The sequence below is a fragment of the Abiotrophia sp. genome (assembly GCF_057275535.1).
On sequence record NZ_DBHIRJ010000004.1, the window covers coordinates 157,610 to 181,587 of the forward strand.

Sequence of the window (23,978 nt, forward strand, 5' to 3'; positions counted from 1 at the left end):
TCTCACATCCACCCTTGGGTAGTGCCACTCTGGACCTTGGAAGTGCCTAGTCAGGATCCAAGCATTGACCCTGAGTTACGCTTTGCCCGCGAATTAGCAGGTCTTGCTAAACGCATGGGAATTCCTCAGCGCATTATTCGCATTCGCGATGGCTACTTCGAGGTGCCACATGGCGATCACAGCCACAATATCCGCATTCGCAATGTGGACGGGGCCAAGGCTTATGTAGCCAACAAATTAGCGAGCCTGCCAAGTGTCCATGTGCCAGGGGATTTGGATGAAGCGACAGTCAAAGCCTACATCGCCACCCTGCGCCAAGTAGCTAGCCAACGTTTGGCTGGCCAAGAAGTAGCCCTAGCCCGGATTGAAGCTGGCTTGCAAGACATTGAAGAAAGCCTCAAGGACAAGGGCAATTCGACCCAAGGCTTCCTCCAACTCTTAGACCGCTTTGCGGCCCGTTACATCTTCCAAATTGAAGACAATAGCGACAAATTGTCCGAACGTCTGGCCAAATTGAATGCCCAACATGAGAGCATCCTCAAGGCCATTAGCGAGCTTAACTTGACCAACTATGGAGTGACCGCTGACCAATTGCGGGAACAAGCCAACAAGGCCATCGAAGCACAAGACGCGGTGGGCTTAAGCCGCTTAGCAGCCTATGTGGCCGCCCTCAAGGACGCCAACGACCGTCCTGGGGTTGAAGCCATGAAGCATCTCTACTTCTTGACCCAACACGTCCAAGATAAGCCATTGTCTTATGACTTGCGGGAACAAGTGTCGGATATCATTGCCCGCCTATCCAAGACCAATGCCGTCTTCGGTGGGGACGACCCGGCAGAACCGCTTTTCGCGCCAGCTATCTTAGCTAAACAAGCCATCGAGCTCGCTCACGCCCAGTTCAATGGCAAGGTTGACACCCGCGTAGGCGACAAGTATAAGGCCATTACCCAAGCCGGGGAAGATGGCGGTCCAAGCATCTTGGAGAGCAACAAGTCCTTCACTTCCGAAGTCTTAGAAGACGCCGACAAGGATAAGAGCCTGCCAGTGACTAACTTTGAAGAGGACAAGGCAATTGAGGCCTCCTCATCCTCAGACCAAAGCTCATCCCAGTCTTCGTCCAGCTCAAAAGCTGATGCAGCAAGCGATCAAAAAGATGAAACGCCTGCAAGCAACTAAATCTAACCCCTCTATTAAAAAACCACCCCCATCAGCGGCCGAACTGATGGCAGGGTGGTTTTTAGCTTGGCTGGCTAGGATTCAAGTTCCTGAGCCAAAATATGGAGAATAGCTTGTGGACTTTGGGCCTCTTTTAGCGATTGCTTGATCGGTTGGCGCATTAGTAGCCGAGCTAGCTGGGAGAGAACCTTGAGGTGGGTAGTTCCTGCTTGGGAATCAGGAATCATGAGACAGAAGATAAAGTCAATGGCTTGGCCATCCATGCTTTGCCAGTCAATGCCTGAAGTTAATTTCAAAATTAAGACCTTAGCTTCTTTAATGCTCGCGTCCTTGGCATGAGGAATAGCAAATCCATCCATCATGCCAGTTGTCCCCAGGGACTCGCGCTCTTGAAGACTGGCTAGAACTGCCCCGGCATCTGTGGCGACTCCCAGGGTCACTGCTTGTTTAGCCAGAAAATCAAAGACAGCTGCCTGGCTTGTCAGCGTCTGGTTGAGGTAAATAGCGTCATCTGATAGTAGCATGCAATTCTCGCCTCCTACTATTTAGGTTCTGGACGGGACAAGCCCAAGAGGACCGCCCCAATGACGGAACCAATCAGGATAGCAAGGACCCATAAGAAGGGATGTGTCACGACTGGTAGGACCAGGAACCCACCGTGAGGTGCAGGAACTTGAACCTTGAAGAGATAGGTCAGGATTGCTGCGACGGAAGAACCAATCATCATAATAGGCATAGCTCTGAGTGGGTCTTTGGCTACGAAAGGAATAGCACCTTCGGTGATATGGGTACTACCCAGGATGATGTTGACAATCCCAGCATTGCGTTCACTGGAATCGAAGCGTTGGCGGAAGAGTAAGACCGCAATCCCGGTAATGAGTGGTGGGGCAATGCAGGCTGCAGAGACCCCAGCCATAAAGGCGGTATTGCCTTGGGCTAGGAGAACGGTCCCGGTGACATAGGCTGCCTTATTAACCGGGCCGCCCATGTCGAAGGCCGACATACAGCCCACGATTAGGCCCAGAATAATCGGGTTAGAGTTTTGGAAACCTTGTAGGAAGGTCATCATGCCTTCGTTGATGCCAGCCATTGGGGTGACTAGCCACATCATAATCAGCCCTGTAATCAACACCCCGAAGAGTGGGAAGAGGAAGATGGCTTTCAGCCCGTCCAAGGTCTTAGGTAGGCCCTTGAAGACGACTTCTAAGAGACGAATGGTATAACCCGCCAAGAAACCACCGACGATACCACCTAAGAAGCCGGCGCCGCCAGTGCTGGCAATGGTCCCTGCCACGAAACCTGTGACGAGAGCAGGGCGTTTGCCAATACTTTGGGCAATGTAGGCTGCTAGTACGGGCGTCATGAGACCCATGGCTGTGCCCCCAATATCCTTAAGTTTGGCGGCAATTGGATTATAAGATTCATGACTAGGGTCGAAGGAATAAATCCCGAAAATAGCGAAGGAGAGGGCAATCAACACCCCACCGCCGACCACAAAGGGTAGCATGTGAGAGACCCCGTTCATGAGGTGCTTATAGATATCACGTCCAAAGGATTGGCCGCTAAGGCTTGGGGCACTAGTCCCTAAGAGAGCATCTTCCGCCGCCACTTGTTGGCTGGAAGGGTACTTGACTTGACCTTGTCCCGCCAACGCTTGTTCAATCAGCTGGGCTGCTTGCTTAATGCCTTGACCGACGGATACGTCAATGATGCGCTTGTCAACGAAGCGTTCAGCCTGGACATCTTTGTCAGCGGCAATAATGACCGCCTTGGCATCCGCAATTTCTTGAGCAGTTAATTCGTTGTCGATACCCATTTGCCCATGAGTTTCAACCTTGATCGTAACGCCAGCCGCCTTGGCTGCTTGTTCTAGGGCCTCTTGGGCCATAAAAGTGTGGGCAATCCCGGTCGGACAACCGGTTGCCGCAATCAAATCATACTTGGTCATGCAAATTCCTCCTTATAAATAAGTAAGCTCTATGCTTTTACTGAGTTCTGCTACATCTGAGAAGTCTGTCAGTCCAGGTCGAAAGGCTGTCGAGCTGCCCGCTGCTACCGCCTTGACCAAAGAATCTTCATAGGATAGCCCTTGTTGGCGACAGCCAATGAAGGTTGCTAATAAGGTGTCACCGGCGCAAGCCGTATTGACGACCTGGCCTTGAGGAGCAGTGGCTTTAAGGCTTATCTCTGGCGTCAATAAGATGGCACCGTCTGGGCCCAGTGATAGTAAAACCTGGCGGGCACCCTTGTCTAAGAGTTGGCGACCGTAATAGATGAGCTGGTCTTGGTTAAGGGCTTCTACCTGGAACCAGTGGGCTAACTCTTCATCATTAGGCTTGATTAGGGCGGGGCCATAAGGCAAGAGGTCCAAGACTACCGGACTGGAGATATCTAGAATGAGTTGGAAGCCTTGCGCTTGGGCAGCCTGGCCGATGGCCAAATAGGTGTCATTGGTGACGCCTTGGGGATGGCTGCCAGAGATTACTAGGGTGTCTTGGGGTTTGAGCCGTTTAATCTGGGCTAGAAGTTGCTGGATATGGTCAGGACTTAGACCGGGTCCCTGATTCACCAACTTATACTCCAGATTTTGACTGGTGACGCGGGTGAAGACATTGATGCGATTAATCCCAGGAATAGGGATGAAGGCAGTCTGGATACCCGCTGCAAGCAGTTGGTCTGAGATAAAGCGGCCCGTAAAACCTGCACTAAAGCCAAGCGCCGTAGAGTCTAGGCCCAGTTTCTTAAGGATGAAGCTGACATTGACTCCCTTGCCATTAGGCTGGTAGTCTGCCTCTTGGGTGCGGTTGACCACGAAGGGGACTAGGTCCTGAGTTTTGATGAAGAGGTCAATGGCCAGGTTCATGGTACAGGTATAGATCATTCAATCACCTCCTTGGTTTGAGATGGGACTTTTGTTATACTTAGTATGACAGAAGTTTGACTGTAAATGTTTTCTAAATGCGACGCTAGCTAGGAAAAAATTTACAGAATTACGGAGGAGGGAGTCTATGTTTTCGCTAGAACATTTAACGGCGACCGAGCGTCATCTTGTAGCCTATTTGGAGGCCCATCTAGGCCAGGTGCCCAGTCTATCCATCACCAAGTTGAGTCAAGAAGCCAATGTCTCCACAGCTTCCATTGTCCGAACCATGAAGAAGTTAGGCTATGATGGCTTTACGGCCTTTAAGCATGCTATCAAGCAGCAGCTTAGAGGTGATCAGGCAATCTCCATTACCTATCAAATCCTGGACGATAATGATCAGAAGATTCAGGAAGTTATCTTGAAAAATGACCTTGAGGTCCGGCAAACCCTGGCCCTCTTAGATAAGCGCCAGATTGAAGATGCTATTCAAGCTATTGCAGGGGCAGGCCAGGTCTATCTCTTTGCTCGCGGCTTGAGTGAATTGATTGCTAGCGAGATGGAAGTCAAATTTCATTTGCTTGGCCGGACCTGCGAACTCTATACCGACCCCAATATTATTCGTACCATCAGTAAGCGCCTGACGGATCAAGACCTGGTGCTCTTGATTTCCCTTAATGGCCAGACTCAGGAGTTGGTGGCAGCTGCCCAGACCTGTGTGGCCCAGGAAGTCCCCCTAGTTCTCCTGACCGCCAACGGAGGCTCTAGTTTGGCCCAGCTAGCCGACATCAGCTTAGTAGGCTATAAATCAGAAATTTCTTATTTTCCTGATTATGAAGTGAGGTCTCGCCTACCCTTGCAGGTCATTGGCCGAATTTTACTGGATGCCTATGCTATTCGAGTTGGGGGCCCAGCCAGCTAATTTTATTTATAAAAAATCCCAGCCCTTATCCTGTTCTCAAGCCAGGTCAGGGGCTGTTTTTTTCATTTATTGAAGAAGACAAAAATTTATTTCACAATTTCATATCAACTTCACACAGGGGTTGCATACTATAGTTAGTTCTTAATCAGCAGAAAGGAAGTGACTCGTATGAAATGGTATCAGCGTGCTTGGGCCTATGTCAGCCGTAAGCGAGTCAGAGTAGGGCTGCTTTTCCTCATCTTATCTCTGATCACGACCGCTGTCTTAGCTGTTTTCGCGATTCAGATTAGTACCCAACAAGTTCAAGATAAACTCCTGTCCCTCTCCAATGCGGGATTCCAGCTCCAAGGTCAGGGCTTGCAGGCAGGTATGAAAGAGTCGGACATCAGTCAAGTGGCTCAAGTAGAAGGGGTAGCAGATGTTCAGTATCAATCAGAAGGGCTGGCCAAGTTTGAGTCCGGCCAAGTCATTCAGGCCCAACAAGCCGTGCAACGTGACCAAGGCGACGATATCTTTAATCAGCTCTTATCCATTCAAGGTCGCCAAGACAGTCAGACCGATTTAGATTTTGCTAGCGGGGCCTTGACCCTCAGCCAAGGGCGCCACTTGACGCCAGATGACAAAGACAAGGTCATGGTCCACGAGGCCTTTGCAGAAGCCAACAAGCTCCAGCTAGGCGACAAAATCAGCCTCAAGGGCACCCAGCTAACAGAAGGTGGGGAAGCCAAGGACGGGGAAGCCAAGGAATTTGAGATTGTCGGGATCTATGGCGGGAAACGCAGTGAGACCTTCACCGGGCTCAGCTCCGATTTGACCGAAAACCGGCTCTACACCGATTACGCCAGCAGTCAGGCCCTCTACGGGCGGCAAGCAGACGACTATCAAGTGCGTCTGGCTCAGTATCGGGTGAAAAATCCCAAGGAACTAGACCAAGTTATTAGCCGTGTTAAGGCCTTGTCGCTGGATTGGGACCAAACCCAATTGACAGCCAACAGTCAAGCCTTTGACCAGGTGGCAGCACCTATCGCTAGCTTCAAGTCCCTCATGACCATCATGACCGGCGCGGTCTTATTGGTCAGTGTGATTACCCTCTTCCTAGTCTTGCTATTCTGCTTGCGGGAACGAGTGCATGAATTCGGCATTCTGCTCTCGATTGGGATTTCCAAGGGCCAAATCATTGGTCAAATTCTGCTAGAGCTCTGGGGCCTATCCATTGGGGCCTGGGCCATCGCAGCAGCAGTCGCCTATCCACTGGCTAACAGTTTCTTCTCCAGCCTCTTAGTCTCCAATGACCTGCCAGACCAGGTCCGCAAACTCTTCGCGGCCGCTGCGCCAACTTGGCAGGCCGGCCTAGTCGCAACAAGTTATGGCGTGGTTCTCATTATTATAGTAGTGGCGGTCATGGCTTGTGCCGGCTTAATTCTAACCAAAAAACCTAAGGAAATCCTAGGACAACTCAGTTAAGGAAGTGATCATGATGACATTATTGAAATTAGACAATATTTACTATCGTTATGAAGGGGCACAAGAGAGTGTCCTCAAGGAATTAGACGCTAAATTTGATGCTGGCACCTTCTATGCCGTTGTGGGTAAATCCGGGGCTGGTAAGTCAACCTTCTTATCCCTCTTGGCAGGCTTAGATAGCCCAACCAAAGGTAAAGTCCTCTTCCAAGGCAAGGACATTGCCCAAGAGTCCTATAGCGCCCACCGCCGCCACAATATTTGCTTGGTCTTCCAAAACTACAACCTGATTGACTATTTGACGCCACTAGAAAATGTGCGCCTAGCCAATGCGGAAGCTAGCGAAGACTTGCTCTTACAATTAGGCTTGGGCCAAGACTTAATTCATCGTAACGTCCTCAAGTTATCTGGGGGTCAACAACAACGGGTGGCCATCGCCCGGGCCTTGGCTAGCGAGGCACCAATCATCTTAGCTGATGAGCCAACCGGTAACTTGGACGAAGGGACCGCCCAAGAAATTATCGACATTTTACGTCAAGCTGCCCATGAACGAGGCAAATGTGTCATCGTCGTGACGCACAGCCCACAAGTGGCAGAGGCAGCCGATACGGTTCTAGAACTCAGTCATGGTAAGCTCAAAGCAGCTAACGGACATAAAGTCAAGTAGAGAGGGGGAAGCACAATGCGTTTATTGAATAATGCTTGGGCCTATGTCTGGCGTAAAAAATTTAAGACTCTGATCATCTTCCTCATTCTCCTAGTCATGTCGACTGTTTCCTTAAGTAGTTTGGCTGTTAAGCGAGCTACCGACGTAGCCTCCAAAGAAACCTTCAAGGGCATCAGTTCTTCCTTCTCTATGGAGATTGACCGCCGTAACAACCAAGGGACCAACCGCGGGAGTGGGAACTTGCGAGGTAAGGACATCGCGGCCATTCAAGGCCTAGATGGCATTAGCCAAGTAGTCAAACGTATGGGGATTGTGGCTGACTTAGTCGACAAGGAACTGGTTTCCCAAGATGGCCTGCCACGAATTGATGCCGACCGTCAACGTCGCTTCGGTAAGGCAGCTATGTTGACAGGGACCAATGACTCTTCCTTGGATGATCGCTTTAGTGCCGAAACCTTCAAGCTAGTTGAAGGTCGTCACATTAAGCCTGAGGACAAGAACGTGGCCATGGTCCACGAAGAATTTGCTAAGAAGAACGGCCTCAAGGTAGGGGACACCCTCAAGCTCAAGTCCAACATCTATGATGCCGATAATGAAAAGCAAGCCAATGAAACGACTGAAGTTACGATCGTAGGGACCTTCAGCGGGAAGAACAAAGGTGGGGTAACGGCCATCCAAGAACTCTACCAAAACAACCTGCTGACCGACTTAGGGACCACGCAAAAGCTCTATGGTTATACCGACGAGACGGCTATCTATCAAGATGCTAGCTTCTTCGTTGACGGTAACCATGACTTAGACAAGATTATGTCTGAAGCTAAGAAGTTGTCCATTAACTGGCGGGCTTACAGCTTAGTTAAGAGCAGCCAAAACTTCCCATCCTTGCAAAAATCAATTGGTTTAGTCTATGGCATGACCGACAAGCTACTCTTGGGTAGCCTGATCTTCTCAGGTGTCGTCCTCATGTTGATTCTCTTCCTCTGGATGAACGGTCGTCGTAAGGAAATGGGGATTCGTCTCTCCCTAGGTATGACCAAGCCACAAATCTTAGCTCAATTCCTAGTTGAAGTGCTCATGGTCAGTCTAGCAAGCTTTGTGGGGGCCTTCCTCCTAGGTGGACCTGTCAGCCAATGGGTAGGGAATACCATTTTGGGCAGTGTCAACCAAAGCATCGGCCAACAATTGGCAGCTGAAGCCAAGAATACCACGCTTGGGGGTGGGGCTGCGATCGATAGCTTCAACAAGACCTTGACCGAATTATCCGTCCAAGTACAAGCCATGGATATGGTTTGGGTAGTGGCCTTAGGCTTGGTGGTAATCCTGGTAGCTGTACTCCTAGCTTCCATTACCCTTATGCGTAAGCAACCTAAATCGCTCTTGGCCGACCATCAATAGGTCATAGGCCAAAAATGTGGGTGAGTTCTCGTCATCGAGAACTCCTCATAGACCGGCCAAGTCGCCGTCATTGTCACTTACATACTCTCGTCACTCAGTCCAAGCAATGACGCCTTGACCGGCCTATGAGGGGTTCTAGATACCCCTTTATTCTCCACCTAAGGGACTTCCATTTGTAGATAATGTTCAGAATTTGGTTCAAGTGTAGGCTAGGAAGTCCATAATATTTTTTACCATGGAAAGTAGGGTTTGCGCAGGCTAATCCTACTTTCTGTGGTATAATTGACTTAAGATTTTAATGTGAAAGGAAGTGCGCCCATGAATCTGATGATTGTAGAAGACGAAGCAGCCATCCGCGAAGGAGTCAGCGAATTTCTCCGCAGTCAAGGCTACTTTGTTTGGGAGGCGGCTGATGGCCAAGAAGCCCTGGACCTCTTTGGGGAGGTATCCGTGGATCTGGTCCTCTTAGATATTATGATGCCTAAGAAAAATGGCTTTGAAGTCTTAGCAGAAATCCGTAAAACCAGTACAGTGCCGGTCCTTATGTTGACGGCGGTGGCCGATGAAGAAGCCCAAATTAAGACCTTCGACTTGCTGGTGGATGGCTATATTCAAAAGCCATTCTCCCTGGCCCTGCTGGCTAAGCGCATTGAAGCCTTGCTTAAGCGCCATTACGGCGAGTTTGACATCTGGGAATACAAGGACAGTAAGGTCAACTTCTCCAGCTATGAAGCGACTTATAAGGGGGAAGTGGCGGATACCAAGCCTAAGGAATTGGCAGTTCTCAAGCTCTTGCTGGACCACCAAGGCCAAGTCCTCAGTCGGGCGCAAATTCTCGACCATGTCTGGGCCAATCAGGATGATCCACCTTTTGACCGAGTAGTGGACGTCTATATCAAGCAATTGCGCAAAAACTTAGGATTGGATTGTATTGTCACGGTCAAAAATGTGGGCTATAAATTGGAGCTAAAATGAAACGACTAAGTTTATTTCCGAAAATATTTATCTGGACCATCTCCATCTTGCTAGCCTTGGTGGCAGTGGCCCATCTCTCCATCTATTTGGTCTTTCCCCATTTTTATCTCAATGATCGCCAGACCGACTTGAGCCACAAGGCCGATGCTATGGTCCAAAACCTGGCCGAAGTCGATGAAGAAGAAGTGGAGACAGCCCTGGAAGTCTATGCTAAGAACGAGGGTATTACGGCCTTTATGCAGCCCCAAGGTTCTAACTATACCAAAACACTCGGACGTAACCTCAACTATAATCAGGACAGTGACCAGAACTCGGTCATTATCGAAGAGCGGGAAGTGGTGACGCGGGATAAGAAACGCCTGTTAGTTCAGTTTGTTGCCACTACCGAAGTGGTCCGCCAGGCCACGCGGGTGACCCTGACCTTACTGCCTATGTCGCTAGGGGGATCGGTGGCTTTGGCAGTGATGGTAGCCTATGTCTACGCTCGCAGCCTGTCTCGGCCTCTCAGCCGCATGGCGGCCATGACCGGGCGCATGAAGCAGTTGGATCGGACGGCCTTCTTTGCTAATATTCGTCAGGATGAGCTGGGCATGATGGAGCGACAAATCAACGAGCTCTACGGCCATCTCCTAGCCGTTATTGATGAACTGGAGGAGAAGAACCAGCGCATGGTGGAGTTAGAGAAGCTCAAGGTCGACTTCCTGCGCAGTGCTTCCCATGAACTCAAGACGCCCTTGGCGGGTCTGCGTATTATGCTAGAAAATATGCGTTGGAAGGTAGGCAAGTATGCCGACCGGGACACTTATTTGGATGAGGCCATGCTTAAGGTCGACCAGTTATCTGGCCTAGTTAAGGAAATTCTGGAACTCTCCAAACTGCAAGAATGGCAGGCCGAGACAGGACCACTGGATGTGGTGGCCATTGTACCTCAGGTACTGGCTGACTATGAAGTCCTGGCCCAGGCTCAGCACTTGCAGATTGACTATCAACTGGACCAGGCCACCCTGGCTATGAGTGAGTCAGCCTTCCGCAAGGTCTTCTCCAACCTCATGAGTAATGCGGTCCGCTACTCCACACCAGGCGGCACCATCCGCATCTATCGTGAGGGACAGAAGTTAAGAATTGAGAATCCTTGTCAGCCTATGTCTGACCAAGCCCTTCAGTCAGCCTATGACATTTTTAGTCACCAGGACAGCGACCAGCAGGGCAATAAGGGGACCGGCTTGGGTCTCTATATGGTCCATAACCTACTGGAAAACTACCATATTGTCCATGACTTCTATGCCATTGAAGGCGGCATGCGCTTTGAGCTGGAAGTGCTGGAGGATTAAATCAAACATGAAAAAGCGCCCTAGGGCGCTTTTTTGAATGGGAGAGTGACTTATGCTATAATCGGGTCAAAGCAATAGTGTAGTAAAGGAGCCTAGACCATGTGTTTAATTTGTCAACGTATCGAGATGATTAAGGAAGGCAGCAATCCTTACCTAGTCAAGGAACTGTCCACTGGCTATGTGGTCTTGGGTGACCACCAATACTTCAAGGGCTATACGCTCTTCTTAGCCAAGCAGCATGTGCGGGAGCTACATGACTTAGACCCTGAGACTAGGTTAGCCTTCCTGGCTGAAATGAGTCAGGTCCAAGAAGCGGTGGCCAAGGCCTTTGGGGCGGAGAAGATGAACGTCGAATTGCTAGGCAATGGCGACGCTCACCTGCACTGGCATCTATTCCCACGTCGTTCCGGCGATATGGGGACCTACGGCCTCCAGGGGCGGGGGCCCGTCTGGTGGGTGCCCTTTGAGGAAATGACGGATGAGGCAGTGCGACTGCAGGAGCCCGAGCTGTCCCAGATGCGGCAGAAACTGTTAGAGGCCTTAGAAGGCTAGACGAAAAAATACAGGCATCGCACAAGTGATGCCTGTATTTTTTTGATTTTATGGGGTTAATTGGTCAATCATCTTGGCCAGGCGGCGCTCCTTAGTTGCTTCCTGCTTGGCTTCGTTGAGGTACTTAAGCCATTCGGCTTGGTGACTAGGGGGTAGACTGAGAAAATGTTGTCTGACTGGCTCAGGTAGCAGAGGCGCTAGGCTTTGACTGGTGTAAGAACTTGTGGACATCTTCATCCTCCTCCTTTGCCTTTTAGTATAACATAGGGGCCTTAGGGCAAGCCAGAAAGAGGGCTTGAAAGCCTACAAATCTTGAATTAAAGGCCTAAAAATGCTATATTGAGACTATCCAAAACTAAAGGAGTGGATTCAACTATGGCAACACGGACAGTGCTCTCTCGTGACGCGGCGCGTAACCTACGTGAGGGAGTCTATACAGATGGCGAGTTACAAGGTGTGATTCTAGAATTAGCAGAGGTGCAGGCGCGCCTAGACAAGAACTTTAAGTGGGTCATTATTATAATGGCTGTCCTGTTTGCAGCGGCAGGGGTTTTATACTTAAGCAAGCCGGGTACCGGTTTTGGGTCTACCCTCTCATCCCTTGTCGGTTTTCTTGGTGCAGGGGTTATTGCCCTCTTCTACATCCATTTCCGCTATACGACGCCGGTCAAACGGGCTTTCCTGCGTAACTTGCGCAAGGGCTACCCGGATCAATATGACCACTATGCTTCGCTCTTCCAAAGCTATGTGGAAGAAGCTAAAAATAATTAAAAATAGACTTGCTTAGTTGCAAGTTGCTAATGGCGGTAGCGATACCGCCATTTTTATGTCCTCGCTTGATTGTCAACGGCGGCCTTGCGCCCAATCTTGGCTAGGAGCGCCTAGAATGCTGGGCCTATGAGTGGCCTTGGCGCGGAGCGACTTAGGCCACCATAGACCAGCAAGGCGGAAGACAGCCGCAGGCTGGCTGAAGCCGGTCCCGCTCTCTAGCCAAGATTGGCTAAGCAAGGCCAGAGCTTGCCACCTCACTAAACTTTAAAAGTTATGACACCAAGCCCTTTCCAAGTTTGGCGCTTACAATTCACGAATCATAAGCAAGCACCTCTTGTCCAAGCCTAGCTCCCACTACAAGCGGGGGGCTTTTTTTGTTATAATAGAGAAGACAAAGTTATGAAAGGAGTTCCCGTCTTATATGAAAGAAATCCAGTGTCCCCATTGCGGGACCCACTTTACCATTAATGAAACCCAATATAGCGAGTTGCTAGCCCAGGTACGGACGGCCGAATTCGACGCCGAAGTGCAAGCTCGCCTCCATCAGGCCCTAGACTTGGCCGAGCAGCGCTATCAGAACCAGGAGCAGGCTTTGCGAGCCCAGAAGGACCAGGAACTAAGCCAACTGCAACATCAAATCCAACAATTTGAAACGGAGAAGGCCCTAATTCAAAAGGAAACCGAGACCGCCCTCCAGGGCCAGTTGACGGCCAAGGACCAGGCCATTCAAGCCCTAGAATTCCAGCTCAAGCAGGCCCAGTTGGAGCACCAACAAGCCCTGCAAACGGCCAAGACCCAGTTGGAGAAGGAACGCGATGCGGTGGCCAACCAGCTGGCCTTACAGGAGAAGGAAGCCCAGCTGTCTCGCAAGGCTGATCAAGAGAAGTACGAATTGGAGCTGCGCAAGAAGGACGAAACCATTGAGTTTTACAAGGACTTCAAGGCCAAACAGTCCACCAAGATGATTGGCGAGAGCCTGGAGCAGCACTGCGAGTACGAATTCAACCGCAATCGCATGGGCATGTTTCCCAAGGCCCAGTTCGGCAAGGACAATGATGCCCGGACGGGTTCCAAGGGGGACTATATCTACCGCGAGTATGATGACCAGGGTGTCGAAATCCTCTCCATTATGTTTGAGATGAAGAACGAAGGCGACGAGACCGCCAGCAAGAAGAAGAACGAACAATTCTTCAAGGAGTTAGACAAGGACCGGCGGGAGAAGGGCTGCGAGTATGCCATTTTGGTCAGCCTGCTGGAAGCCGACAATGAGCTCTATAATAGCGGAATCGTGGATGTCTCCTATGTCTACGACAAGATGTATGTCATCCGGCCGCAATTCTTCCTGCCTATGATTACCCTCCTGCGCAATGCGGCCATGAATGCCCTCCATTACAAGCAGGAACTGGCCCAGATGCGGGAGCAGAATATTGACATTACCCATTTTGAAGAAGACCTCAACGCCTTCAAACTAGCCTTCGCCAAAAACTACAATTCAGCCAGCAACAACTTCGCTAAAGCCATCGAGGAAATCGACAAGGCCATCAAGCGTATGGAGGCCGTCAAGACGGCCCTGCTAACCAGCGAGAACCAGCTACGTCTAGCCAATAACAAGCTGGACGATGTCAGCGTTAAGAAGCTGACTCGCAAGAACCCAACCATGAAGGCTAAATTCCAGGCCTTGGAACAAGCCAAGGATCAGACAGAGGAGGGATAAGGTGTTAGAAGGACTCAGAAGTTTGGGGGCAGTCAAGATAGACCTAGCCACTATCGCCGAAGATAGCGTGGAGTTACGTCTCTTGCCCCATTTGGTGCCAGACAGCCGGCAGGTTAGCCAGGACTATCTGGACCAAATCCTCAACCAACTCTATAAGGTCGGCGACTGGTATGCTTATGCCCAGACCGTCCTCCAGTCCGAGGATGCCACTTACGGCTACCTCAAGACTCTCTACATTGCCTGGGCACCGGGGCAGGAAGCTGGCCGTCTAGGTCTGGCCTTCCAAGTACCAAGCGACCCGGCCGGACGAGGCCTGGTCTTGACGACTGAGCCCTTGGAGCTAGAAGCCTATGGCAATCTGACCTACCTTAAGAACTATTTGAAGGGAGGGGACTAGGATGGCCACCAGTCCAGATTATCTAGCCTTTATCCTAGACCTTTGCCAGCATGACCAGCGGGTCACCAGTCGAGCCATGATGGGCGAGTACCTGCTCTACTATCAAGGAAAATTAGTGGGCGGTCTCTACGATAACCGCCTGCTAGTCAAGCCGGTGCCTGCCGCCCTATCCTATCTAGCCAAAGAAGCCAAGGCTATTCCTTATCCGGGTGCCAAGCCCATGATTGAGGTGGAGGACCTAGAGCAATCAGGCTATGTCCTGGCTTTGTTTGAAGCCATGTGGCCTGAATTACCGGCCCCCAAGCCTAAGAAAAAGTCAAAGGAGGACAAGACATGATTCAATTAGTAGAAGCAGGTCAAGACCGCTCACAACTAGTGGCTAAGGTCTTAGCCGACCTGCCTGAATGGTTTGGTCTGCCAGACTCCACCCAGGAATACATTGACCAGGCCACCGACCGGGTCTGCTTTCAAGCAGGGGAGGGCTGGGGCTTTATCACCCTTCAAGAAACTTCGCCTGTCTGTCTGGAAATCCACTGCATGGGCGTCCTCAAAGCCCATCAAGGCCAGGGCCTGGGGCGACAGCTCATGGCTGCGGCTGAAGACTATGCTATCAGCCAGGGCTATCATTATCTGCAGGTCAAGACCGTGGCCCCGGGACACTATGAGGCCTATGATGCCACCAATGCCTTCTACCAGGCCTGTGGCTATGAGGCCATAGAAATCTTCCCGGATCTCTGGGATGAATGGAATCCCTGTTTACTTCGACTCAAGTATCTCAAGACCAATTAATAAAATGAGGTGAATGCCATGTTAGAAACCAAACGCGTTTCAGTTTTAGAAATTTTTTATGATTTTGTTTTTGTTACCGGCTTGTTCACTCTGCTCTATATGTTAGCAGATATTACCAAGTATCCCCTGGAGACCAACCTGATCTGGCGTTTTGCCCTGACCCTGTCGGTCATTCTCTATGTCTGGTTCAGCCAAGCCGCTTACAACAATCGTTACCTGAAGGAAGGGCCCCTGGACTATGTCTGTCATTTCTTCGATATGACCGTTTTCCTCTTCCTCTTTAAAGGCAATACGGCTTCTTGGAAGGATAGCTGGGTCCTCTTGTCAGCATGTCTGGCCTTCCTCAGCCTCAGTCTGACCCTACGTTACGGCCTTCAATGGCTCAAGGCCCAGGATGACCAGAACAAATACTTTGCTGCTAGCCATGCCTTGATTTTCTTGGCTCAAGGGGGCTTGCTCCTGCTGGGCACCAAGTTGCCTTATGAATGGGGCGTCGCTGCTTTGGTAGTAGCAATTCTAGCTGGCTGGTTAGCGCCATTTTACTTTTTGCGTGACCGCCAAGTGCCAGCCCTGGACTTCGACCGGTTGAAGGACCGCACTTCGCTCATGACTATGATGTACTCAGCCGGCTTGGTTGTCCTCAGCTTGGGTACCTTCCTATCTCTGGAAACGACCACCTTACTAGGTCTTATCCTCATTAGCTGCCTCATTCTCCACTATAAGGTTCAAATCGACCGAGTGCCGCAAGGGGCCGACCAGTCAGCTGCTGGTTTTATTTACAGCCACTATGTGATTATGATTGGCTTGAGTCTTGTCATTATTGCCTTGGGTGGCTTTATGACCCCTTATGTGCGCATCAGTCATATTGTGGACCTAAGCTATGCCGGCCTGGCTGTTTACTATCTGGGCATTCTCTTGCTGAGCTTTAAGAGAAAGCCTGAATTCTTGGGTGGCTTTGCTACGTGGAAAATCTATCTGCCTCTCTTAGTAGGCTGGATCCTATCCTTGCGTTCACCTGCCACAGACGACGTGGAATTAGTCCGCCTAGTAGTGGTAGTTGGCTTGATTTTTGCCGGCCAAGTTTACTTGCTTAAGAAGCCAGAACAAGAGCCAGTGCCAGTCTTAGAAGGAGCGCCAGCGGAGGGCAACCAAGGTCAAGCACTAGAGGCGGCTGAAGAAACGCCTGTAAGAGAAGTGGCTGAAGAAGTAGCACTTGAAATTGAACCTGCTGAATCAGAAGTTGCTACAAGAGAAGTGCCGGCAGCTCAAACATCTGAAGCTCAAGAACAAGCAGACCCACAAGCTGAAAGTCCAGCTCCAAGCCAAGACTAATCCTTAGCAAGACCCGCACGAAAGGAGGCCGCTATGGCGTGTATATTGATTATCGAAGACAACCAGGACATCCATGCCCTGATTAAGCAGTCCCTGGGCCAGGAACATGAACTGGTCTCAGCCTTTGCCGGGACAGAGGGCTTGCTTTACTGCCAGTCACAGCCGGTGGATTTGGTCCTACTGGACTATATGTTGCCGGGCATGAATGGTCAGGCTGTCCTGGAGGCCATCCGGGCCTTTAGCCAGGTGCCGGTCATTATGCTGACGGCCTTGGGGGACAAGAAGCTGATTAGTCAGATGTTGCTAGCCGGAGCCAATGACTACATGGTCAAGCCCTTCGACTTCGAGGAGCTCTATGCCCGGGTGGCCGTCCAGTTGCGGACAGCCGGCCATGAGGCGGGCGCTAGCAGTCAGCCAAGCCAGGCGATTACCAGCCTAGGCCAGCTGCAACTCCAGGCCGATAGCTTTGAGATCAGTCGGGAGGGCCAAGCGGTCCGTCTGTCTAAAAAGGAATTTGGCATTCTAACCACCTTGCTAGGCGAGCCCCAGCGGATTTTCACCAAGGAGCTGCTCTATGAATTGGTCTGGCAGGATGCCTTCATTCCGGGCGACAATACCCTTAACACCCACCTGTCCAACCTGCGCAAGAAAATCAGCCAGCTGGATGATAGCCAGGATTATATTGAAACGGTCTGGGGCCTGGGGGTTCGCCTGGCTCAAGGAGTCCGGCCAGGAGGGGAGGCGACCTAATGTTGGGAATTACCTTGGGCCTAGGCCTCTGTCTCCTGGGGACCAGCCTCTATTTATTTCATCAAAGCTACACTGTCCGCCAGCTGACCCGGCAAATTGAGACCAAGCGCCAGACCAAATCCCAAGGGCGCCTGCGTCTCAGTCAGCAGAGTCGAACCTTAGTGGGCCTGAGCCAGGCTATCCAAGAAGTCTTCAAGGACCAGGAAGCCGAGCGAATCACCAGCCAACAGGAGCGGCGGGATTTGGACCAGGCCATCAGCAATATTGCCCACGATATCCGGACCCCGCTCACCATTGCTTCGGGTTATACCCAGCAAGCCCTTAAGCAGGTCAAAGCCCAAGAGCTACCCGATGTCCAGGCCTTGGAAAAGGTCCACCAACAACTCAAGCAGGTCTCGGGCCGGCTAGAGGCCCTCTTGGACTATCGCCGGGTCTTGGAGCACGAGGTCAAGCCAAGCTTTGCGCGCGTGGATGTCCATCAGCTCTTGTTGGAGACGGCCTTGACCTATTATGAAGCCTTCCAAAGAGCAGGACTTAGGGTCAATTTGGACCTGGCACCAGGGCCTATCTGGCTAGAGACCGACCCAGAACTCCTGGTCAGGGTCTTGCAGAACTTGCTAGGCAACTTACTTAAACATGGCCAGGGCCAGGGGCGAATTAGCCTGAGCACGCAAGCGGACCAGCTGCAAATTCGCCTTGATAACCAAATGGCCCAGCCCATCCAACAGGTCCGCTACTTGACCAAACGCTTCTATTCAGAAAACCTGTCAGAAGTCGAGTCTTCTTCAGGCCTGGGGCTCTATATTAGTCAGCAAGTGGTCCAATTACTAGGTGGCCAGCTGACCCTAAGCAGTCAGGACTTGGATTTCTCCGTCTGCGTCAGCCTACCATTGAGATAGCAAAAAGCCAGCCCGTCAGTATTCAAACTGATGGACTGGCTTATTTTTGTGGCTTTATAAGTCACGTCTTTTGAAAATCTGGTAACCTAGGCAGCCGAAGATGGTACTTAGGATTAGTGATAGGCCCACGGCCAGGGCTAGGTTGGGGTCTGATAGGAGGGCGAAGTCGGCTTGCACATCGACGTAGCGCAGCCAGGTGATTTTTGGCAAGAGCATGGCCAGATAATTGGCGGAAGGTCCGAATAGGAAGAAAAAGACCAGGCTGATGGGGATGGAGTGGGTCAAGTGGAGGAGGGTCAGAATGACGGCCACCCAGAATTGAATGAAGAGCCACTGAAGCAGGAGGACTTGGATTCCTTGCCCAAGCACTTGGGGACTTAGGCCCGACATATCCAGGAAGAGACTGGCATATAAATAGCGAGTGCTGGTGTAGAGGAAGAGGTTGAAGCCGGTTAAGAGGAAAATCATCAGCCATTTATTGAAGTAGTAGCTGAAACGGGAAACACCAGCGGACAGAGAATTCTTATAGAGTTGGTGATTGAGTTCAGGTCCCACCAAGTAGAGGGTCAAAAAGAGCATAAAGATCTGAATACCAGCTCCGCTTTCAATGGCCTGGCTGACGGCGGTCAAGCCGTCCAATCTCAGCTGCTCCAGGCCCTCGGCACCGGAGACTCCTTGGAGGCCCGAGATAAACTTGAGGACGGTAGGATGAGCTAGGAGGACAATGAGGAAGTTGAAGGCCAAGAGCAGGATTTCCATGGTCCAGAAACCCTTTGAATGAATCAGGCGACGGAAATCGGCTTTAAGAATGGCTAACATGGTGAGCATCCTCCTCGTGAATCAATTGGGTGAAGTAGTTTTCTAGGTTCTGCTTAGCATAATAAATCTCATCCAGGGCCACTTGGCCTTGGACCAGGGCGGTATTGACGGCCGACAACTGGTTGGCAGGCGCGAAGACATGGATCTCACCTGTTTCGGCCACCACCTTGAAGGGATAGCTGAACTGGCTTTCTAGCAGGCGGCTGGCCGCTTCCACCGCATGGGTCTTGAGGACAATATAGTCTTCAGACAGGCTATCGAATTCGGCCTTGGAGATTTCCTTAATCAGACGACCGTTTTTGATAAAGCCAAAGCGGTTGGCCACTTGCTGGAGCTCGCTTAGGATGTGGCTGGAAATAATCATGGTCATGCCCAGCTCGCGGTTGAGTCGGAGGAGAAGGGCGCGCAAGTCGCTAATGCCGATCGGGTCTAGGCCGTTGACCGGTTCATCCAAAATGAGTAGGTCGGGCTTGGCCAAGATCGCCAGACCGATAGCCAGGCGTTGCTTCATCCCTAGAGAGAAGTCCTTGAAGGGTTTTCGACCGGCATTCTGGAGGTCAATCAATTCCAGGGTCTCCTGGATGACTTGCTCGGCTTGGGGCAGGCAGAGGAGGGTGGCTTGGTAGCGTAGGTTCTCGTAGGCCGACAGATTAGGGAAGGCGGCTGGCGACTCAATGACGGCACCCACCCGAGTCAGGGCCTGGCTCCACTCCCGGTCGCTGCTAGAGCCGAAGAGGGAGACGCTCCCGGAGCTAGGGTGAATGAGTCTGGTAATAAGCTTGAGTAGGGTCGTCTTACCGGCCCCGTTTTGGCCGATTAAGCCGTAGATGTCGCCTTCTTCTAGGCTGAGGCTGACCTGGGTCAGAGCCGGCCCTGAGGCATAGTTTTTAGTCAGGGATTGGGTAGTCAGGATGGGGGTCATGTTGAACACGTCCTTTCTGCTAATTAGGAGCTTGGCTCCTTGATAATTCTTAGTATAGGACCTAAAAATCAAATATCTCTCAAGCAATTCTAAAGTATTTCTAAAGTTTTGTCGAGGGGGCTGGAACTTGCCAAGGGCTTGGGGCTATGCTAAAATAGTTAGCATGATAACTATTCAAGGAGGGATGCCAATGGAAGGTTGTATCCATGACACGGTGGTCTTCAGCCATCGCCTTAAAAATCAAGCCCAGAATCTAGCCAAGGAAGCCGGTATGGATTGGTTAGCCGGTCCCCAGGGACGGGTAGTGACCTATCTCTTCCACCACCAAGAGAGGCCGGTTACCATGATGGAAGTAGCAGAGAAAATGAAAATCTCCAAGCCGGTGGCTAGCCAACTCTTCAAGCGTATGGAGAAGAATCAGCTGATTGATATTAAGCCTGATCCCCACGATAAGCGGCGCAAGTATGTGACCCTGACCGGGCAAGGCCTGGTCAAGCAAGCCCAGGTCGATCATTTCTTAAAGACCATCCACGACCAATTGCTGGAAGGACTCAGTGAGCAAGATCTAGCAGTCTTCCACCAGGTGCTCCGCCACTTGACGCAAAATCTGGAACATATTCAATACAAAGGAGTAGACCATGTTTAAATTAATTAAGCGACTCAGCGCCCGTGAATGGGGGATGGTGGGTCTTACCGTGGCCTTCATCTTCCTAGCCGTCTACTTGGACTTAGAAGTCCCAAGTTATATGAAGGAAGTGGCCACTCTCTTACAAACGCCAGGCGTGGGCCTAGATCAGTTAATGGGTCCAGGCGCCCTCATGTTGGCCCTATCCCTGGCTAGTTTCGCAAGCCTAGTCATGGTGGGCTTCCTAGCCGCTCGTCTGGCCGCTAGCTATACCACCCGTTTGCGGTCGGACATCTATAGCCAAGTCCTTAGCTATTCAGATGCTGAAATCAAACGTTTCAGTATTCCCTCTCTCTTGACCCGGACCACTAATGACATTAGCCAGATTCAGCTGCTGATTACCATGGGCCTCCAGGTCATCGTTCGCGGTCCCATTATGGCTATTTGGGCCATGACCAAGATTGTGGGCAAGTCCGAGGCTTGGCTTTGGGCAGTGGGGGCAGCGGTCTTAATCATCATCCTCATGACGGTGGTCCTCATGACCTTGGCCTTTCCTAAGCAAGCGGTCATCCAGAAATTAACTGATAAGCTCAATGCCGTTACCCGCGAGAGTCTGATGGGGATTCGAGTTATTCGGGCCTACAATGCCGAGGACTACCAAGACGCCAAGTTCGAGGCCACCAACAATGAAGTGACCCGTCTCAACCTCTTCGTTAACAACCTCATGGCCATCTTCAATCCTATCATGTCGGGGATTTCCTCTGGTTTGACCCTGGCCATCTATTGGATCGGGGCCTATCTCATTGCCTCTGCTAACTTATTTGATAAAGTTGGCCTCTTTAGCGAAATGATTGTCTTCATGTCCTACGCCATGCAGATTGTCATCGGCTTCCTCTTGATGGGGATTATCTTCTTCATCCTACCCCGTAGCTTGGTTGCAGCGGGTCGGATTAATGAAGTCTTAGAACTAGAACCAAGCATTCATTCACCAGCCCAGGGCCAGTCTCCAGACCCAAGTCTCAAGGGCCAAGTCACCTTCCAAAATGTGACCTTCCGCTATGCTCAAGAAGCTGAGCCGGTCATCCAAGACGTGTCCTTCCAGGCCCAAGCTGGTCAAACCGTAGCCTTTATCGGCTCAACCGGTTCAGGCAAATCCACCCTAGTTAACTTGATTCCACGCTTCTATGATGTGTCAGAAGGCCAGATTCTGGTCGATGGCGTCAACGTGGCCGACTACGACTTGACTGAACTGCGCAAGCGGGTAGGTTATATTCCTCAAAAGGCCGTCCTCTTCTCAGGCGACATCCAGTCCAACCTGGATATGGGGGAAAGCTTAGAAAGCCCACTGACGGAAGACAAGATGTGGCAGGCGCTAGAATTAGCCCAAGCTAAGGACTTTGTGGAGGCCAAGGAAGGCGGCCTAGCCGAGCATGTGGCTCAGGGCGGGACCAACTTCTCTGGTGGTCAACGTCAACGTCTGGCCATTGCCCGGGCTCTGGCGCGTAAGCCAGAAATCTTAATCTTCGACGATTCCTTCTCTGCCCTAGATTATAAGACCGACCGCATCTTGCGTGAGGCCTTGACTAAGGAGACGGCCCACATGACTAAGTTGATTGTGGCTCAACGGATCTCCACCATTATGGAGGCTGACTTGATTCTGGTCCTAGACCAAGGTCGAGTAGTCGGCCAAGGGACCCACAAGGAATTGCTCAAAGACAATGCAGTCTATCGTGAAATTGCTTACTCTCAATTATCCAAGGAGGAATTAGAAGATGGCCAATAAGACATCCAAACCATCCCTCTTTAAGGGAATCAAACCTTATATTCAAGGCTTTCAACTGCCCTTGGTCTTGGCTCTGATTGGGGCGACCATTTTCAGTATGATTACGGTCTATGGGCCACGTAAGTTGGAAGAAATGACCAACCTGATTGGCCAAGGCATGTCAGGCAATATGGACCTCAAGGCCATTTCAGCTGTGGGCTTCTTGCTAGCTGGGCTCTACGCCTTTGGGGCGGTCATTAACTACCTACAAGGCTTCATTATCACCACCATGATTCAGCGTCTGTCCCAGCGTCTGCGTCGGGCCATCGCGACTAAGATTAACCGTCTACCCTTGGCCTACTTCGATAGTCACTCCCAAGGGGATACCCTGTCACGGGTGACCAACGATGTGGATACCGTCGGTCAATCCCTTAACCAGAGTCTGGCCAATGTGATTTCTTCGGTCATCATGATTATCGCGGTTCTGATTATGATGTTCACCGCCAATGTCATCCTATCGCTGGTGACGGTGGTTTCCGTCTTCGTGGGCTTTATCCTGATTATGTTTATCGGTATGCGGGCCCAGGCCTTCTTCAAGGTCCAACAAGTCAACTTGGCGGCCGTCAATGGCTTCGTAGAGGAAACTTATTCGGGTCACAATGTGGTCACTAGCTACAATGCTGTGCCTGAGTCTCTAGAACAGTTCGCCAAGCTCAATGGCGACCTCCATGACAGCATCTGGAAGTCTCAATTTATCTCGGGCATTATGATGCCGCTTATGATTTTCATTGGGAACTTCGCCTACGTCCTGGTTATTATCGTTGGGGCTATCTTGGCCCTGCAGGAGGGCAGTGGCGTGACCATGGGGACTATCGTGGCCTTTATGGTCTATGTGCGGATCTTCGGTCAACCCATTTCTCAACTGGCCCAAGGCATGACCTCCCTGCAACAAGCGGGGGCAGCCATGAGTCGGGTCTCCGAATTCCTTAATGAAGAAGAAATGGCGGATGACCACCAACTGCCACAGGCCTTGACCGACATTAAGGGGCAGGTCACCTTCGACCAGGTTTCCTTCGGTTATTCACCTGATCAAACCATCATCAATGACTTTACGGCCCAAGCCCGTCCTGGTAAGAAGATTGCCATTGTAGGGCCGACCGGGGCAGGTAAGACCACCATTGTTAACCTGCTTATGAAGTTCTATGAAATCAACCAGGGGACCATCGCCATTGATGGCGTGGATCTGGCCCAAATGAAGCGGTCAGAAGTCCACGATGCCTTCGCCATGGTCCTACAGGACACCTGGCTCTTTGAAGGGACCATCAAGGAAAACTTGATCTTCAACCAGACTGGTATTAGTGACGACCAGGTGGTCGAGGCAGCCAAGGCGGCCGGCGTCCACCACTATATTATGACCCTGCCTAAGGCTTACGACACGGTCCTGGATGACACGGTCACCTTGTCGGTTGGGCAAAAGCAGCTCATGACCATTGCCCGCGCCTTGCTTAAGGACGCGCCACTGCTAATCCTGGACGAGGCCACTTCTTCGGTGGATACCCGGACCGAGGAACTGATTCAACAGGCCATGGATACCCTCATGGAGGGGCGGACTTCCTTCGTCATCGCCCACCGTCTGTCGACTATTAAGAATGCCGACTATATCCTGGTCATGCAGGAAGGTCGTATTATCGAACAAGGTAACCACCAGGAGCTCATGGCTCAAGGCGGCTTCTATGCTGACCTCTATAACAGCCAGTTCGATAAGAATTCTAGTGGCATGGACTTCGAAGAACTCTTGGCTTAAGGCTAAAATTAAGTAGACAAAAAAAGGCTGGCATCCCGCTCTGGGTGCCAGCCTT

24 protein-coding genes are annotated in these 23,978 nt (G+C 51.1%); 18 read left to right on the forward strand and 6 right to left on the reverse strand.

Annotation, left to right across the window (positions count from 1 at the left end; translation table 11 throughout):
• Positions 1-1,250 precede the first annotated feature (1,250 nt).
• The 3 genes from ACO53F_RS04475 to pfkB are packed head-to-tail and all read right to left on the reverse strand — an operon-like array spanning position 1,251 to position 4,057.
• Complete coding sequence (locus tag ACO53F_RS04475; RefSeq protein ID WP_485137466.1) at positions 1,251-1,700, reverse strand: fructose PTS transporter subunit IIA; 450 nt, start codon at positions 1,698-1,700, stop codon at positions 1,251-1,253.
• Positions 1,701-1,717: 17 nt separating this feature from the next.
• The gene (locus tag ACO53F_RS04480) at positions 1,718-3,124 is read right to left on the reverse strand and encodes a PTS fructose transporter subunit IIC (protein WP_485137467.1); all 1,407 of its coding nucleotides are present in this window, start codon (positions 3,122-3,124) and stop codon (positions 1,718-1,720) included.
• A 12-nt stretch (positions 3,125-3,136) separates the two neighbouring features.
• The gene (gene pfkB, locus ACO53F_RS04485; RefSeq protein WP_485137468.1) at positions 3,137-4,057 is read right to left on the reverse strand and encodes a 1-phosphofructokinase; all 921 of its coding nucleotides are present in this window, start codon (positions 4,055-4,057) and stop codon (positions 3,137-3,139) included.
• 127 nt (positions 4,058-4,184) lie between these two features.
• On the opposite strand from pfkB, the gene ACO53F_RS04490 reads away from it, so the two are divergent.
• The 7 genes from ACO53F_RS04490 (at position 4,185) to ACO53F_RS04520 (ending at position 11,339) form a co-directional block, all read left to right on the forward strand.
• Entirely contained in the window at positions 4,185-4,958 is a 774-nt protein-coding gene (locus ACO53F_RS04490) for a MurR/RpiR family transcriptional regulator (RefSeq protein WP_485137469.1), read from the forward strand.
• Between the two features lie 168 nt (positions 4,959-5,126).
• The gene (locus ACO53F_RS04495) at positions 5,127-6,422 is read left to right on the forward strand and encodes an ABC transporter permease (RefSeq protein WP_485137470.1); all 1,296 of its coding nucleotides are present in this window, start codon (positions 5,127-5,129) and stop codon (positions 6,420-6,422) included.
• 13 nt (positions 6,423-6,435) lie between these two features.
• The gene (locus ACO53F_RS04500; RefSeq protein WP_035364132.1) at positions 6,436-7,086 is read left to right on the forward strand and encodes an ABC transporter ATP-binding protein; all 651 of its coding nucleotides are present in this window, start codon (positions 6,436-6,438) and stop codon (positions 7,084-7,086) included.
• Between the two features lie 15 nt (positions 7,087-7,101).
• A complete protein-coding gene (locus tag ACO53F_RS04505; protein WP_291432425.1) occupies positions 7,102-8,481 on the forward strand; it encodes an ABC transporter permease in 1,380 nt (459 codons plus the stop codon).
• Positions 8,482-8,799: 318 nt separating this feature from the next.
• On the forward strand, positions 8,800-9,456 hold the full coding sequence (locus ACO53F_RS04510) for a response regulator transcription factor (protein ID WP_023391696.1): 657 nt from the start codon (positions 8,800-8,802) through the stop codon (positions 9,454-9,456).
• Positions 9,453-10,787 carry a sensor histidine kinase gene (locus ACO53F_RS04515; RefSeq protein ID WP_485137471.1) on the forward strand — a complete coding sequence of 445 codons (1,335 nt, stop codon included), beginning with the start codon at positions 9,453-9,455 and terminating at the stop codon, positions 10,785-10,787. Before ACO53F_RS04510 ends, ACO53F_RS04515 begins: the two co-directional genes overlap by 4 nt.
• Before the next feature lie 99 nt (positions 10,788-10,886).
• Entirely contained in the window at positions 10,887-11,339 is a 453-nt protein-coding gene (locus tag ACO53F_RS04520; RefSeq protein WP_485137472.1) for an HIT family protein, read from the forward strand.
• A gap of 48 nt (positions 11,340-11,387) precedes the next feature.
• Here the strand turns inward: ACO53F_RS04520 and ACO53F_RS04525 are convergent, their stop codons facing one another.
• Positions 11,388-11,570, reverse strand: a complete 183-nt coding sequence (locus ACO53F_RS04525; protein WP_291454219.1) for a YdeI/OmpD-associated family protein — start codon at positions 11,568-11,570, stop codon at positions 11,388-11,390.
• Between the two features lie 144 nt (positions 11,571-11,714).
• Between ACO53F_RS04525 and ACO53F_RS04530 the strand changes: the two genes are divergently transcribed.
• The 8 genes from ACO53F_RS04530 (at position 11,715) to ACO53F_RS04565 (ending at position 17,991) form a co-directional block, all read left to right on the forward strand.
• Positions 11,715-12,110, forward strand: coding sequence for a hypothetical protein (locus ACO53F_RS04530; protein ID WP_485137473.1), 396 nt, complete (start codon positions 11,715-11,717; stop codon positions 12,108-12,110).
• Between the two features lie 421 nt (positions 12,111-12,531).
• A complete protein-coding gene (locus ACO53F_RS04535) occupies positions 12,532-13,824 on the forward strand; it encodes a DUF2130 domain-containing protein (protein WP_311466617.1) in 1,293 nt (430 codons plus the stop codon).
• Between the two features lies 1 nt (position 13,825).
• A complete protein-coding gene (locus ACO53F_RS04540; protein WP_314761348.1) occupies positions 13,826-14,221 on the forward strand; it encodes a hypothetical protein in 396 nt (131 codons plus the stop codon).
• A 1-nt stretch (position 14,222) separates the two neighbouring features.
• On the forward strand, positions 14,223-14,558 hold the full coding sequence (locus tag ACO53F_RS04545) for a TfoX/Sxy family protein (protein ID WP_485137474.1): 336 nt from the start codon (positions 14,223-14,225) through the stop codon (positions 14,556-14,558).
• A complete protein-coding gene (locus tag ACO53F_RS04550) occupies positions 14,555-15,010 on the forward strand; it encodes a GNAT family N-acetyltransferase (RefSeq protein ID WP_485137475.1) in 456 nt (151 codons plus the stop codon). Before ACO53F_RS04545 ends, ACO53F_RS04550 begins: the two co-directional genes overlap by 4 nt.
• A gap of 18 nt (positions 15,011-15,028) precedes the next feature.
• Complete coding sequence (locus tag ACO53F_RS04555) at positions 15,029-16,342, forward strand: low temperature requirement protein A (protein WP_485137476.1); 1,314 nt, start codon at positions 15,029-15,031, stop codon at positions 16,340-16,342.
• A gap of 33 nt (positions 16,343-16,375) precedes the next feature.
• A complete protein-coding gene (locus ACO53F_RS04560) occupies positions 16,376-17,092 on the forward strand; it encodes a response regulator transcription factor (protein ID WP_485137477.1) in 717 nt (238 codons plus the stop codon).
• On the forward strand, positions 17,092-17,991 hold the full coding sequence (locus tag ACO53F_RS04565; RefSeq protein ID WP_485137478.1) for a sensor histidine kinase: 900 nt from the start codon (positions 17,092-17,094) through the stop codon (positions 17,989-17,991). Before ACO53F_RS04560 ends, ACO53F_RS04565 begins: the two co-directional genes overlap by 1 nt.
• A 54-nt stretch (positions 17,992-18,045) precedes the next feature.
• Here ACO53F_RS04565 and ACO53F_RS04570 read toward each other — a convergent pair whose 3' ends face one another.
• Together ACO53F_RS04570 and ACO53F_RS04575 are read right to left on the reverse strand one after the other, a co-directional pair.
• A complete protein-coding gene (locus ACO53F_RS04570) occupies positions 18,046-18,810 on the reverse strand; it encodes a hypothetical protein (protein ID WP_485137479.1) in 765 nt (254 codons plus the stop codon).
• Entirely contained in the window at positions 18,794-19,732 is a 939-nt protein-coding gene (locus ACO53F_RS04575) for an ATP-binding cassette domain-containing protein (RefSeq protein WP_485137480.1), read from the reverse strand. The genes ACO53F_RS04570 and ACO53F_RS04575 overlap by 17 nt, the downstream gene beginning before the upstream one ends.
• Before the next feature lie 190 nt (positions 19,733-19,922).
• On the opposite strand from ACO53F_RS04575, the gene ACO53F_RS04580 reads away from it, so the two are divergent.
• Genes ACO53F_RS04580 through ACO53F_RS04590 form a run of 3 tightly spaced genes read left to right on the forward strand, consistent with a single transcriptional unit; the run spans position 19,923 to position 23,923 of the window.
• Positions 19,923-20,378: a MarR family winged helix-turn-helix transcriptional regulator gene (locus tag ACO53F_RS04580; protein WP_485137481.1), complete on the forward strand. Its 456-nt coding sequence runs from the start codon at positions 19,923-19,925 to the stop codon at positions 20,376-20,378.
• A complete protein-coding gene (locus tag ACO53F_RS04585; RefSeq protein WP_485137482.1) occupies positions 20,371-22,140 on the forward strand; it encodes an ABC transporter ATP-binding protein in 1,770 nt (589 codons plus the stop codon). The genes ACO53F_RS04580 and ACO53F_RS04585 overlap by 8 nt, the downstream gene beginning before the upstream one ends.
• Entirely contained in the window at positions 22,130-23,923 is a 1,794-nt protein-coding gene (locus ACO53F_RS04590) for an ABC transporter ATP-binding protein (protein ID WP_485137483.1), read from the forward strand. The genes ACO53F_RS04585 and ACO53F_RS04590 overlap by 11 nt, the downstream gene beginning before the upstream one ends.
• The last annotated feature ends 55 nt before the right edge of the window (positions 23,924-23,978 follow it).

Coding starts and splice junctions, on each gene's coding strand:
- ACO53F_RS04580 (WP_485137481.1), top strand. CDS start 19,923: ATGGAAGGTTGTATCCATGACACGGTGGTCTTCAGCCATCGCCTTAAA.
- pfkB (WP_485137468.1), bottom strand. CDS start 4,057: ATGATCTATACCTGTACCATGAACCTGGCCATTGACCTCTTCATCAAA.
- ACO53F_RS04495 (WP_485137470.1), top strand. CDS start 5,127: ATGAAATGGTATCAGCGTGCTTGGGCCTATGTCAGCCGTAAGCGAGTC.
- ACO53F_RS04545 (WP_485137474.1), top strand. CDS start 14,223: ATGGCCACCAGTCCAGATTATCTAGCCTTTATCCTAGACCTTTGCCAG.
- ACO53F_RS04535 (WP_311466617.1), top strand. CDS start 12,532: ATGAAAGAAATCCAGTGTCCCCATTGCGGGACCCACTTTACCATTAAT.
- ACO53F_RS04490 (WP_485137469.1), top strand. CDS start 4,185: ATGTTTTCGCTAGAACATTTAACGGCGACCGAGCGTCATCTTGTAGCC.
- ACO53F_RS04525 (WP_291454219.1), bottom strand. CDS start 11,570: ATGTCCACAAGTTCTTACACCAGTCAAAGCCTAGCGCCTCTGCTACCT.
- ACO53F_RS04480 (WP_485137467.1), bottom strand. CDS start 3,124: ATGACCAAGTATGATTTGATTGCGGCAACCGGTTGTCCGACCGGGATT.
- ACO53F_RS04530 (WP_485137473.1), top strand. CDS start 11,715: ATGGCAACACGGACAGTGCTCTCTCGTGACGCGGCGCGTAACCTACGT.
- ACO53F_RS04510 (WP_023391696.1), top strand. CDS start 8,800: ATGAATCTGATGATTGTAGAAGACGAAGCAGCCATCCGCGAAGGAGTC.
- ACO53F_RS04555 (WP_485137476.1), top strand. CDS start 15,029: ATGTTAGAAACCAAACGCGTTTCAGTTTTAGAAATTTTTTATGATTTT.
- ACO53F_RS04505 (WP_291432425.1), top strand. CDS start 7,102: ATGCGTTTATTGAATAATGCTTGGGCCTATGTCTGGCGTAAAAAATTT.
- ACO53F_RS04575 (WP_485137480.1), bottom strand. CDS start 19,732: ATGACCCCCATCCTGACTACCCAATCCCTGACTAAAAACTATGCCTCA.
- ACO53F_RS04500 (WP_035364132.1), top strand. CDS start 6,436: ATGACATTATTGAAATTAGACAATATTTACTATCGTTATGAAGGGGCA.
- ACO53F_RS04515 (WP_485137471.1), top strand. CDS start 9,453: ATGAAACGACTAAGTTTATTTCCGAAAATATTTATCTGGACCATCTCC.
- ACO53F_RS04565 (WP_485137478.1), top strand. CDS start 17,092: ATGTTGGGAATTACCTTGGGCCTAGGCCTCTGTCTCCTGGGGACCAGC.
- ACO53F_RS04590 (WP_485137483.1), top strand. CDS start 22,130: ATGGCCAATAAGACATCCAAACCATCCCTCTTTAAGGGAATCAAACCT.
- ACO53F_RS04475 (WP_485137466.1), bottom strand. CDS start 1,700: ATGCTACTATCAGATGACGCTATTTACCTCAACCAGACGCTGACAAGC.
- ACO53F_RS04570 (WP_485137479.1), bottom strand. CDS start 18,810: ATGTTAGCCATTCTTAAAGCCGATTTCCGTCGCCTGATTCATTCAAAG.
- ACO53F_RS04520 (WP_485137472.1), top strand. CDS start 10,887: ATGTGTTTAATTTGTCAACGTATCGAGATGATTAAGGAAGGCAGCAAT.
- ACO53F_RS04585 (WP_485137482.1), top strand. CDS start 20,371: ATGTTTAAATTAATTAAGCGACTCAGCGCCCGTGAATGGGGGATGGTG.
- ACO53F_RS04560 (WP_485137477.1), top strand. CDS start 16,376: ATGGCGTGTATATTGATTATCGAAGACAACCAGGACATCCATGCCCTG.
- ACO53F_RS04550 (WP_485137475.1), top strand. CDS start 14,555: ATGATTCAATTAGTAGAAGCAGGTCAAGACCGCTCACAACTAGTGGCT.